At 54.5% G+C, this 11,575-nt stretch carries 11 protein-coding genes; 2 read left to right on the top strand and 9 right to left on the bottom strand.

Translation table 11 applies throughout. The annotated features are described in order from the left end of the window. Positions 1-31: 31 nt before the first annotated feature. The 8 genes from KGP17_RS19780 to KGP17_RS19745 form a co-directional block, all read right to left on the bottom strand. Positions 32-718, bottom strand: coding sequence for a GntR family transcriptional regulator (locus KGP17_RS19780; protein ID WP_021807148.1), 687 nt, complete (start codon positions 716-718; stop codon positions 32-34). Positions 719-819: 101 nt separating this feature from the next. After that, positions 820-2,280, bottom strand: a complete 1,461-nt coding sequence (locus KGP17_RS19775) for a mannitol dehydrogenase family protein (RefSeq protein ID WP_223498191.1) — start codon at positions 2,278-2,280, stop codon at positions 820-822. Between the two features lie 68 nt (positions 2,281-2,348). Next, positions 2,349-3,743, bottom strand: a complete 1,395-nt coding sequence (locus KGP17_RS19770) for an MFS transporter (RefSeq protein WP_223499697.1) — start codon at positions 3,741-3,743, stop codon at positions 2,349-2,351. A gap of 107 nt (positions 3,744-3,850) precedes the next feature. Beyond that, on the bottom strand, positions 3,851-4,864 hold the full coding sequence (locus KGP17_RS19765; RefSeq protein ID WP_223498190.1) for a Zn-dependent oxidoreductase: 1,014 nt from the start codon (positions 4,862-4,864) through the stop codon (positions 3,851-3,853). 14 nt (positions 4,865-4,878) lie between these two features. Continuing rightward, a complete protein-coding gene (manD, locus tag KGP17_RS19760) occupies positions 4,879-6,093 on the bottom strand; it encodes a D-mannonate dehydratase ManD (protein ID WP_021178796.1) in 1,215 nt (404 codons plus the stop codon). Positions 6,094-6,541: 448 nt separating this feature from the next. Next, positions 6,542-7,441: a lipid kinase YegS gene (gene yegS, locus KGP17_RS19755; RefSeq protein WP_059201495.1), complete on the bottom strand. Its 900-nt coding sequence runs from the start codon at positions 7,439-7,441 to the stop codon at positions 6,542-6,544. A gap of 536 nt (positions 7,442-7,977) precedes the next feature. Beyond that, a complete protein-coding gene (gene yegQ, locus KGP17_RS19750; protein WP_021178794.1) occupies positions 7,978-9,330 on the bottom strand; it encodes a tRNA 5-hydroxyuridine modification protein YegQ in 1,353 nt (450 codons plus the stop codon). Between the two features lie 180 nt (positions 9,331-9,510). After that, on the bottom strand, positions 9,511-9,849 hold the full coding sequence (locus KGP17_RS19745) for a YegP family protein (protein WP_021178793.1): 339 nt from the start codon (positions 9,847-9,849) through the stop codon (positions 9,511-9,513). A 346-nt stretch (positions 9,850-10,195) separates the two neighbouring features. Here KGP17_RS19745 and KGP17_RS19740 point away from each other — a divergent pair, with 346 nt between their 5' ends. Further along, entirely contained in the window at positions 10,196-10,459 is a 264-nt protein-coding gene (locus tag KGP17_RS19740) for an antitoxin (protein ID WP_021178792.1), read from the top strand. A 3-nt stretch (positions 10,460-10,462) separates the two neighbouring features. Continuing rightward, positions 10,463-10,852: a type II toxin-antitoxin system VapC family toxin gene (locus KGP17_RS19735; protein WP_021807143.1), complete on the top strand. Its 390-nt coding sequence runs from the start codon at positions 10,463-10,465 to the stop codon at positions 10,850-10,852. A 3-nt stretch (positions 10,853-10,855) separates the two neighbouring features. Here the strand turns inward: KGP17_RS19735 and baeR are convergent, their stop codons facing one another. Further along, positions 10,856-11,572, bottom strand: coding sequence for a two-component system response regulator BaeR (gene baeR / locus KGP17_RS19730; RefSeq protein WP_021807142.1), 717 nt, complete (start codon positions 11,570-11,572; stop codon positions 10,856-10,858). Positions 11,573-11,575 lie beyond the last annotated feature (3 nt).

Below are 11,575 nucleotides of genomic sequence, written 5' to 3'. Positions count from 1 at the left end.
CCCCTTTCCTGATCGGAGAGGGGAACAGTTTTTACTCGGCTTCAAACCAGTCGGTATTTTGCAGGGCAATCGGGGTGATCGAATAGATCATCTCCTGCAAATGCTCATGAATAGCCAGCTCCGCCGCATCAGGATCCTGGGCTTTCAGCGCCGCAAAAATACGGTAATGCTGGTGGATCAGATTCTCCGGCGGTGACACTTCGCTCAGGCTGAGGAAGCGCACCCGATCCATCGTCGCTTTGATGGTCTCGATGGTTTCCCACGCCAGGGCACAGTTGGCCATTTGCGTCAGCAGATGGTGGAATTCATCGTCCAGCGCCAAAAACTCGCGGATCTGATTATTCTGTGCCGCCAGCTCCTGGCGATGCAGGTTATGCTCCAGCGTCATCAACTGCTCGGGGGTGATGGTGGTGGCAACTCGCCGCACGATGGCGCATTCCACCGCCTGACGGATAAAGCGCCCGTCGGCCACTCGTTTGGCGGAAATTTTCATCACGAAGGTCCCGCGCTGCGGCAAGATCTGCACCAGCCCCGCTTCAGCCAGTTTGATAAAGGCTTCGCGCACCGGTTGGCGTGAAACGCTGAAACGGGTGGAGATCTCTTTCTCGGAAAGCAACGTGCCCGGAGGGATGGTGCAATCGACGATATCTTTGCGCAGGAAACGATAGATCTGCTGATTGACCGGGACATTATTCGTGAGGACGTACGATTCTGACATGGCAACAATCAATATATGAGAGTAGTAGTGAATGTCACCATACTAGCAGATTAACCTGTGAAAGAGGGCGGATAAATCCACCCGCATTCTCTGCTTTTCTATTAGCGTGCCAGCACCCTTGCCACCGTCGCTTTAGCTCCCCGCGCCAACAGCGCCAGATAAGCACTGGTCACGGCATTGACGAAGCGTTGGTTATCCGGCAGGTCGCGTCCGAATACCGAGGTCATTTGCAGTAACGCCATCACGCGAGGCTCACCTTCAGCACTGTTGGCGACGCGCCGGGCAATTTCCTCACGCAATGGATCGCTGATGTCGATCGGTTGACCCTGTTCGTCCTTACCGCCGACGTAACGCATCCAGCCCGCTACGCCCAGCGCCAGACAGTCAAAATCACTGCCGTTGGCCAGGTGCCAGCGCACCGAATCCAGCATGCGCTGCGGCAGCTTTTGCGTGCCGTCCATGGCGATCTGCCAGGTGCGGTGCTTCAACGCCGTATTGCGATAGCGTGCCAGCAGGGAATCGGCGTATTTCTCCAGATCGGTTCCCGGCGTGTTCAGCGTCGGGGCCTGCTCAGCCAGCATCAGATGGCGGGCGGCCTTGACGTAATGCTCATCCTGCATACAGTCACTGATGTGTGGGTAACCGGCTAAATAACCCAGATAGGCCAGGAACGAGTGGCTGCCGTTCAGCATACGCAGCTTCATCTCTTCGAACGGCAACACATCGCTGACCAGTTCGGCACCGGCTTGTTCCCATGCCGGGCGGCCCGCGACAAAATTGTCCTCAATCACCCATTGGCGGAACGGCTCGCAGGCCACGGCTGCCGGATCCTGCACGCCGGTTTGCTGTGCGACCTGGGCCAGGGTGTCTGGCGTCACGGCTGGCACGATGCGATCGACCATGGTGGAAGGGAAGGTGACGTGGGTTTCGATCCACGTTGCCAACGCCGGATCGAGCGCTTTGGCATAGGTGGTGATCACGTTGCGGGTCACATGGCCGTTTTCCGGCATATTGTCGCAAGACATCACGCTGAATGCAGATTGCTCGGCAGCTTTACGTTGTGCCAAGGCTGCGACGATGACCCCCACTGCGCTTTGTGGGTGATGTGGATTAGCCAGATCCCGCACAATCAATGGATGATCTAGCTGCAACTGGCCGGTGGCGGGAGAATGACAGTAGCCTTTTTCGGTGATGGTCATGGACACAATAGCTACTTCTGGTTGGGCCAGGGCCTGGAACACGGCGTCCAGCCCGTCGATTTGCGCATGCAGCGCCTGTTTTACTACGCCCACCACTCGGCATTGCCAGGCATCGGCTGACATCTCTGCCACGCTGTAGAGCATATCTTGCTGTTTGAGATCGGCGATTTGCTGTTCGCCGCCGATCAGGTTGATTTCGCAGTACCCCCAGTCGCTGCCGTGTTCCTGTGCCAGGATATCGGCGTATACCGCCTGGTGGGCCCGATGAAAGGCACCAAAGCCCAGATGAACCAGGCGCGAAACCAGTTTGCTACGATCGTACTGCGGAACAATGGCGTTGGCTGCTAACAGCTTGGTATCCATGTTAAAACTCACTGTGTAATGGTTTGATTGCCGCAGAACGCTCTCTGCGGCAGAGGATTGAAGGGGGATTAATGACTGCTGACGCGTTGGGCTATCGGTAGCGCTGGGCTTTCTGCGGCATCTTCCGCCAGGCTCAGGTCGCGATCTCTGACTTCTGGCATCAATATCGCTGCCAGCAAGCCGATAACGGAGTACAGGATCATCATGGCGGCGATTGGCCACCAGGAGTCGGTCATATTGCAGAAGATACCGGCCAATACCGGGCCGAAGCCGACCGCCACCAAACCACCGGCCTCTTTGGAGATCGCCATGCGGGTAAAGCGGTTACGTGAACCAAACATTTCCGCCATGGTGATGTTTTCCAGCGCAAACAGGCCCAGCACTGCGACGTTATGGATAATAATGATCGAGGCCATAATCACGTTCACCTCATTGGTCTTGTCCACAATCATCGAAATCATGGGGTAAGCCAGAATGATGGCGGAGATATTGACCAGGATATAAGGTATCCGCCGGCCTATCTTGTCGGAGAGCCAGCCAAGGAACGGGATGGTAATAAAACCGATGGCGGAGCTGATCATCAAGGCGTCGGTTGGGATAGCCTTCTCAAACAGCAGGGTTTGCACCAGATAACCAGCCAGGAAGGTCTGTATCAGACCGGAGTTGCCTGCCTGGCCAAAACGCAGCCCGGTAGCCAGCCAGAAGGATTTGCTGCTGAACATCGCCGACAGCGAATGGGTCTTGTCATCCACGGCGTGAGCCGGTGTTGCGCTGGTGCTGTCGTCGTTAACTTTTTCAAACACCGGGCTTTCTTTCAGGTTCATACGCAGCCAGATGGCAAACAGCATGACGACCACGCTGGCCAGGAAAGGCACGCGCCAGCCCCAGGCCAGCAGCTCTTCTTTCGACAGGAAGAAGAACATGACGGCCCAGATGGCGGTTGCCGACAGCGTGCCACAGTTGGTGCCCATGGCTACTAGTGAGGAGATAATCCCGCGTTTACCCTTAGGCGCATATTCTGCCAGCATGGTTCCGGCTCCGGAAATTTCCGCACCTGCTCCCAACCCTTGAATAATACGCAGTAACACCAGTAACAAAGGGGCGAAAATACCGATTTGCGCATAGGTTGGCAGCACGCCGATTAAGGTGGTGCAGATCCCCATCATGGTAATGGTAATAAACAGCACCCTTTTACGGCCGAGGGTATCCCCCATGCGTCCAAAGAAGAAGGCACCCGCAATACGGGCGATATAACCCGCGCCGTAGGTTCCCATCGCCAAGATTAACGCCATGGCGGCGGACTGTTCCGGGAAAAATATTTCATGGAAAACTAATGCTGCACCTAGCGAATAAAGCTGAAAATCCATAAATTCCAATGCGGTACCAAGCCAGCCGGAAACGGCCGCCTTGATCAGGTCCGAGGTACTTCTTTCCGGCTGAATGTTGTCAATTTTTGCGTTCATCATTGTTCTGTTCTCTGCAAATTGTTGTTGTAAGGACGGCAAAGATGAGGTTCAGAAGCCCCTGTTTCCTTCCAGCTACAGCAGGCCGTAGCTGGAAAGTGGTCAGGTCAGAATTTCAGTAAAACTTTACAGCACTGCTTTTGGTCTTTTTCGAAGATCTCCATCGCGTCAAGCACTTGCGTAAACGTAAACTGATGGGTGATCAGTTTCACTGGTTGGATCTGGCGTTGCGCCATCCAGGCAATCACCTGCGGGAAGCGGTTGCTGTTAAGGCGTGAGCTGTAAATCGAGATCTCTTTACTGGTAATGGCTTGCTGGCTGATCACGCAGGGTTCGGCAGAGAAGCCCATAATGCCAATGCGTGCGGCGGGAGAAGCCAAGCCGATTGCCTCCGGCAGAATGGCCGGGTGGCAGGCAGCATCGATGATCAGCGTTGGCCGGATGCCGAGTTTTTGTAACTCGCTGGCCAAATCCAGCTGGCTGTTGTTGATCACCACATCCGCGCCGTTGGCAGTGGCCATCGCCAGGCGCTCATCGATACGGTCAGCTACCACAATCTGTTTAACGCCGTAAACGCCGCTCAGCGCCTGAATGGAGGTTAGGCCCATAGGTCCGGCACCATACACCAAGGCCACATCTAACGGGCCAGGTTGCAGTTGGCTACAGATGTTGGCAGCAATGGTGAAGGGTTCGACCATCGTGGCTTCGTTGTCTGGAATGCTGTCCGGTACTAGATGGGCATTTTTGGCCGGTAGCGTCACAAATTCGCTGAACCCGCCGTCACGGTGCACCCCGATGACCTGCAGTTCGGTGCAGACGTTTGGTCTGCCCACCGAGCAGGGATAGCAATGGCCGCAACTGACAACCGGATCGCCCACTACGCGTTCTCCGATGCGTGACGGGTCGACACCTTCGCCGATAGCATCGATATGGCCAAAGAACTCATGGCCGATCACGCGCGGGTATTTGGCAAACGGATTATGGCCCTGATAGATATGCACGTCGGAACCGCAGATCCCGGCACTAGCCACACGGATCCGGACTTCACCTTGCTGCGGCGATGGCAATGGGCGTTCTTCGATCACCAATTGCCCTGGCTGTTGAACAGTAATGCTTTTCATAGAAATTCCTCGGTTTACCAGTTCCACAGGGTGCCGTCTTCCAGACGCGCTACCGGCAGGTAGGCTGGATCGTAGGGATATTTGGCAGCTAGTTTTTCGTCAAACTCGATGCCCAACCCTGGTTTTTCGCCCGGATGCATGTAGCCGTTGTCGAACGTCCAGTTATGTGGGAACACCTCCAGCATCTGTTCGGAGTAGCCCATATATTCCTGCACGCCGAAGTTCGGCACCCACAGGTCAAAGTGCAACGCTGCCGCCATGCAGATTGGCGAGAGATCGGAAGGGCCGTGTGAGCCGGTACGCACCTGATACAGCGAAGCGAAATCGGCGATACGGCGCATGCCGGTGATGCCCCCGGCGTGGGTGATGGTGGTACGGATGTAATCGATCAGTTGCTCTTCTATCAGCTGTTTGCAATCCCAGATGCTGTTGAACACCTCACCGACCGCAATCGGGGTCACGGTATGTTGGCGGATCAGGCGGAAGCACTCCTGGTTTTCGGCCGGGGTAGGATCTTCCATCCAGAACAGGCGATATTGCTCAACGCTTTTGCCAAAGCGGGCCGCTTCGATCGGCGTCAGGCGGTGATGCATATCGTGCAGCAGGTGTTCGTCAAAACCGAATTTGTCACGTACGGCTGCAAAAAGTTTCGGGGTGAAGTCGAGGTATTTCTCGGTTGACCACAGCTGCTCTTCCGGCCAGTTACCTTTGGTCGCAGGCTCATACGCCAGGCCTTTGCCCTTGGCCATGCCGTAGGTGGTTTTCATGCCTGGGACGCCGCATTGTGCGCGGATTGCCTTGAAGCCCAGCTCCTTGTGCTTGGCATAATCGTCCAGCACTTCGTCAATCGAGTGGCCGGTGGTATGGCAATACACCATGACGCCGGTACGTGAAGCGCCACCCAGCAACTGGTACAGCGGCATATTGGCCGCTTTGGCTTTGATATCCCACAATGCCGTATCCACCGCAGAGATGGCCGACATGGTCACCGGGCCACGGCGCCAGTAAGCACCTTTGTAGAAGTACTGCCAGATATCTTCAATTTGATGAGCATCGCGGCCAATCAGCTGCGGGCAGACGTGATCTTCCAGATAAGACGCGACCGGCAGTTCGCGGCCGTTCAGGGTTGCATCGCCGATCCCGGTTAGCCCGCAGTCGGTAGTGATCTTCAAGGTGACGAAATTTCTTCCCGGGCAGGTGACAAACACCTCGGCTTTAACAATTTTCATGACTTCCACATCCTGTTGTTGCTGATAACGTATGGGCGGAAATTAACCTTGAACTGACTACCATACAAGTATGATTTGTGAGAATTGCCGCTGGAGATCACAGTTATGGGTGGATCGCAGACGTGGGGTGGTGGTTTTATCTTGAGGTAAAAAGAGGGATGTGGGTTCGCAGGCGTGTTCAGGAACGGGAGTTAATTTGTAGCACCAGCCCCTCACCCCAACCCTCTCCCACAGGGAGAGGGAGCTGATTCGGTGATGCGGTCAGGTGCGGATGATAATTTGTAACTTGGTAACCCCATCAATTAGTTGGGGTTTTTTACGATGCTGCTGTTGAGCGTAGGAGCTAATTTGTAGCACATACTGTCCCCTCTCCCTGTGGGAGAGGGTTAGGGTGAGGGGCGTTACGCCGGGCTAAAGCTTGCTCGATCTGAGCACGTGGCTTATTTGCTTATCCCAGCAGATCGCAATTTGGCGGTAAGCGGCACTCGATAGCATCAGGCAGTACCTCAATGCGGAAATCACGGCCCGTCAGCGGTTCGCCATCAAGGTTAAAGGTGATTTCATGCGGCGCGGTGATTTCCAGCCATGGCAATGAGGCATCAACTACGTTGCTGTTTTCCTCACCGCTGAACAAGATATTGACCAGCGTAGGCAGCAACTCTTCGGCGGTGAGCAGGCGCACCTGCAATAAACCATCGTTGATCAACGCGCCAGGGCAAAGTTTCTGCCCACCCCCGGCCTGCCTACCGTTGCCGATACCGATCACCAGCGCTTCTCCGGCCCAATGGAAATCTGGCCCACGGATCTCGCAGCTGTCGGCTTTCAGCGCATCCAGGCGCAGCAGGCCGTGAATGAAATAGGAAACGCCCCCCAGCGCAGCCTTCAGTTTTTCTGGGGTTTCGGTGGTAATGCGGGTGCCAAAGCCGCCGGTCGCCATATTGATGAAATAGCGCTCGTCATTGACCTTGGCCAGATCGATCGGCACCGCTCGGCCCTTGATGGCTAACTGCAAGGCCAAATCTGGTTGTAAGGGAATAGAGCAGGCGGTAGCAAAGTCGTTGGCGGTGCCCAGCGGCAGTATGCCGAGTATTGGGCGAAACTCTGCGGGCAGTTGTGCCAATGCGGCAGCGACCTCGTTGATGGTACCGTCGCCACCCCCGGCGATCACGGTTTCAACCCTCAGTTGGCTAGCCTCTTTGACGTAACGAGCGGCATCCCCCAGTTCCCAGGTGACGCGGACATGCAGGGTCTGGCCCTCATGGCGCAGCAGGTTCACCGCTGCGCGAACTTCCTCGTTGCCGGAGCTTTTACCATTGATGATAAGCAGTGCTGGTGCATATTGGTGCATTCCTGATCCTTATGGCGAAAAACGAATCGGCTGTCAAACGGTGGCCAGGTGGGGCTTCCCAGTAGTTTGAACCCTAAACCAAGCCATTAACGATAAACCACAATCCGGTAGCGGGCCATAAGAATATTCAGGTAATGCCGCGTTTGGCTGCTACAGGGTATTTATATAATCAATGCCCAATGGGGGGAAATACCTTTCTTTCACGCAAGTTAAGCGTTGGTATTAACGACCTTATTAATCGCTATAGAATAATTTATATATTGCAGGGAAAATGATAAGCCGCTTGGCGCAATGCAAGAAATATCCTAAAAAAACCAATGAAATTCTCAGCTGATTGAAATTTAAGGGGATAAAAAAGAAAAGGCCAACCCAAGGGAGATTGGGCTGGCTAAGGAGGTGGTTCCTAGTATTGCTATGCAAATATTTTCGTTATTAGTTTTAAGCAGCCTGATAATAACCAAGCTGCGCGCTAATTGATGTGATCTGATTCTAATATTTGCCAAAAATTGCCACCCAGGTGGGTGGCGATAAACATCTTAACCGTTCTGGCTATCGTCCTGCGGCAAATTGCGGATCAACAACGCATAATTGAGGTCGATATCCTCGGGGATCGGCAAATAAACGATATGGCCGTTGCCCGGAGCGACATCGATCGTCTCGCCCTTCTTGTTCTGCAGGCTTTCCAGGGTAAACAACACGTTACCCCCTGGCGTCATCATCTCTACGCTGTCACCGACCAGGAATTTATTTTTTACATCCACTTCTGCCCAGCCGTTACGGCGCACCCCGGTAAATTCTCCGACAAACTGCTGCAGTTCGGAAATGGAGGAACCGTAATCATAGTTCTGGTGGGCATCATGCGTATGACGGCGCAGGAAACCTTCGGTATAGCCACGATGAGCCAGGCCTTCCAGCGTGGTTAGCAGGCTTGGGTCGAAGGGCTTACCGGCAACGGCGTCGTCAATGGCACGGCGATAAACCTGTGCGGTACGGGCGCAGTAATAAAACGACTTGGTACGGCCTTCAATCTTCAGCGAATGTACGCCCAACTGGGTGAGTCGCTCTACGTGCTGGATGGCACGCAGATCTTTTGAGTTCATGATGTAGGTGCCGTGCTCGTCCTCAAACGCGCTCATGTACTCGCCGGGTTTCTGCGCTTCGGAAAGCATAAAGACTTTATCGGTTGGTGCGCCAATGCCCAGCGTCGGCTCAACGTTTTGCACCGCGATAGGCTCATGCAGATGCACGATGCTGCCGGTATCGTCTTCCTTGCCTTCTTCTGCCTTGTACTGCCAGCGGCAGGCATTGGTGCAGGTGCCTTGGTTGGGATCGCGTTTGTTGATGTAACCGGAAAGCAGGCAGCGGCCGGAATAGGCCATGCACAGTGCGCCATGCACGAAGATCTCCAGCTCCATTTCTGGTACCTGGCTACGGATTTCTGCCACTTCATCCAGCGACAGCTCGCGGGAAAGGATCACTCGCGTCAAGCCCATCTGCTGCCAGAACTTCACCGTTGCCCAGTTGACCGCGTTAGCCTGCACCGAGAGGTGAATGTCCATCTGCGGGAAGGCTTCGCGCACCATCATGATCAAACCGGGGTCGGACATGATTAGCGCGTCCGGGCCCATGTCGATCACCGGTTTCAGGTCACGCAGGAAGGTTTTCAGTTTGGCGTTGTGTGGCGCGATGTTAACCACCACGTAGAACCTTTTGCCTAGCGCATGGGCTTCGTTAATCCCGAGCTGCAGGTTCTCGTGGTTAAATTCGTTATTACGTACCCGCAGGCTGTAACGCGGCTGGCCAGCGTAAACCGCATCGGCCCCATAGGCAAAGGCGTAACGCATGTTTTTCAGCGTTCCCGCCGGGGAGAGGAGTTCTGGTGTAAACATAGTGATTCTCGGTCTGATTTCAGGTCAGCACCGCGCCACCCAATGGCGCAGTGAAAGCGGGGGATTGTAGCGGCAGCCCGCCAAGAAATCAGCAATTAACCGGAAATTTTCAAGGGAGATTGATCTTCATCATCAGAAAAACCGCGCGGTAGTGGATACCGCGCGCAGGCCGGATGAGATTTATACGCTTAAATCACGCACGTCTGTGGTTGGGCCATTCTTGATCACTGACTGAATCCCGCCTTTCGCTGCGCTATCCGAGCTGTACATCTGGCTGGTGCCAATCACCTGATGGTTTTTGGCTTTCAGCACGAAATAGGGTTTGTTGTTGCTGCTGATTTTCACTTCAAACTGCGCCTCATGAGGCGAATTGGTTTGCACGGACGCAATCCCGTTTTCCGCCGAGGCTTTGCTGGCATACATCTCGCTGGAGAGAATGATCTCGCCATTGCTGGCCTTCAGGTTGAAGTGATATTGCCCGTTGCTCGATTTTGTCAGCTCATAATGTCCGCTTGCCATGGTCCTGCTCCTGATTAGTGCCAATAAGAGAGATAAGTGTAGCTAATGTCTCAGCAAGCGTTTTTTTAACGGTGAAGTAATGCGTACCAGTGCACAGAAATGGGTGGCTTGTTGTATTCGTTGCCAGGTTGGGCTGGAGGGAGGTTGCCCCTGGTTACATTGGCGATTGCGTAGCGGTTCGCATCGTTGGCATAAAACGTTAGGAGGCAGATGATTTTGCTACGTTGAGAGGATAGGGTGGCTGATATCCGCATTCCTTATGCGAACAAAAAACAGGCAGCTTGGCCTTGGCATCCACTCAAAATAGGCATATGCTTTGGCCTATGCCAGCGTGAGGAGGTGCAATATGGAAAGAGTCGCCAAGCTTTTTAAAAACGGTAGAAATCAGGCGGTGAGATTGCCAGTGGAATTCGAATTCGATGTCGATCAGGTTTATATTCGCCGGGATGAACAGGGTAACGTTATCTTGTCGAAGCATCCAATGAAATTGGACTCCTGGCAACCGCTACTGACCATGCTGCAAAACGTGGCGGTTCCTGCTGACTTCCTGACTGCTGACGATCGCCAGCAAGGGGTAGCAGAACGGGATCCGTTCAAGGAGGAACAGTAAGTCATGTATATGTTCGACACTAACACGGTGAGCCAGCTTTTTCGTCAACATCCCCGGCTGCTTGCGGCTATGGGCCGGGTACCGCCATCGTCGGTGTGTATTTCCAGCATAACCCAGGCGGAACTGCTTTATGGTGTCGCCAAGCGGCAGAACAAGGCGCTAAAACAGACGGTGATGATGTTCCTGGACGCCGTCACCGTTTACTCCTGGGACTCTGCGGCGGCGCATTGCTATGGTGTCATGCGCGCAAGTATGGAAAAACAAGGCAGACCGATGGGGGCGTTGGATCAGCTTATTGCCGCACATGCGGTAAGCCGTGGCGCAACCATAGTGACCAGCGATCGGGCTTTCACTATGGTCGCGGAGCTTGAGGTGGAAGACTGGACGCTGTAAGCGTCACAGCCCATTGACCAGCCGACACTGTTCGGCTTCCCAGCGGTAGCCCACCCCGTAGACCGAACGGATAAACGCCTTGTCGCCGTCGATCAGCTCCAGCTTGCGGCGCAGGTTCTTGATATGGCTATCGATGGTACGGTCTGTCACCACCCGGTAATCGTCGTACAGATTGTTCAACAGCTGTTCGCGTGAAAACACGTTGCCCGGCTGGCAGGCCAGGGTTTTCAGCAGGCGGAATTCCGCCGGAGTCAGATCCAGGATATGGCCCTGATAGCTGGCCTGAAAGCGTGGCTCATCAATCTGCAACAGTGAATCATCATCGCTATGTTCCTGGGGCCGATAGCAACGGCGCAGGATGGTTTTCACCCTGGCAACCACTTCGCGCGGGCTGTAAGGCTTGCAGATGTAGTCATCCGCCCCGATCTCCAGCCCCAGCAGGCGGTCGATCTCCTCGATTTTGGCGGTCACCATGATGACGGGGATATCGGTAAAACGGCGTAGCTCACGGCAAACGGTTAAGCCATCGCAGCCTGGCAGCATCAAATCCAGCAAAATAAGCGCCGGTGGATGCTCATGCACCGCCGGGATCACCTCGCTGCCGTTGCTCAGCCAGCGGGTGGCGTAGCCAGCAGCCTGCAGATAATCTACCAACAGTTGGCCCAGCTTGGGTTCATCTTCCACAATCAAGATTTGTAGTGGCTGATTTTGGTTTTCCATCAA

Source organism: Serratia sp. JSRIV001 (assembly GCF_019968745.1).
Classification (GTDB): domain Bacteria; phylum Pseudomonadota; class Gammaproteobacteria; order Enterobacterales; family Enterobacteriaceae; genus Chania; species Chania fonticola_B.
The sequence above is the reverse complement of the archived record's forward strand: the minus strand, read 5'-3'. Positions and strand labels throughout refer to the sequence as shown.

Coding starts and splice junctions, on each gene's coding strand:
- KGP17_RS19780 (WP_021807148.1), bottom strand. CDS start 718: ATGTCAGAATCGTACGTCCTCACGAATAATGTCCCGGTCAATCAGCAG.
- KGP17_RS19775 (WP_223498191.1), bottom strand. CDS start 2,280: ATGGATACCAAGCTGTTAGCAGCCAACGCCATTGTTCCGCAGTACGAT.
- KGP17_RS19770 (WP_223499697.1), bottom strand. CDS start 3,743: ATGAACGCAAAAATTGACAACATTCAGCCGGAAAGAAGTACCTCGGAC.
- KGP17_RS19765 (WP_223498190.1), bottom strand. CDS start 4,864: ATGAAAAGCATTACTGTTCAACAGCCAGGGCAATTGGTGATCGAAGAA.
- manD (WP_021178796.1), bottom strand. CDS start 6,093: ATGAAAATTGTTAAAGCCGAGGTGTTTGTCACCTGCCCGGGAAGAAAT.
- yegS (WP_059201495.1), bottom strand. CDS start 7,441: ATGCACCAATATGCACCAGCACTGCTTATCATCAATGGTAAAAGCTCC.
- yegQ (WP_021178794.1), bottom strand. CDS start 9,330: ATGTTTACACCAGAACTCCTCTCCCCGGCGGGAACGCTGAAAAACATG.
- KGP17_RS19745 (WP_021178793.1), bottom strand. CDS start 9,849: ATGGCAAGCGGACATTATGAGCTGACAAAATCGAGCAACGGGCAATAT.
- KGP17_RS19740 (WP_021178792.1), top strand. CDS start 10,196: ATGGAAAGAGTCGCCAAGCTTTTTAAAAACGGTAGAAATCAGGCGGTG.
- KGP17_RS19735 (WP_021807143.1), top strand. CDS start 10,463: ATGTATATGTTCGACACTAACACGGTGAGCCAGCTTTTTCGTCAACAT.
- baeR (WP_021807142.1), bottom strand. CDS start 11,572: ATGGAAAACCAAAATCAGCCACTACAAATCTTGATTGTGGAAGATGAA.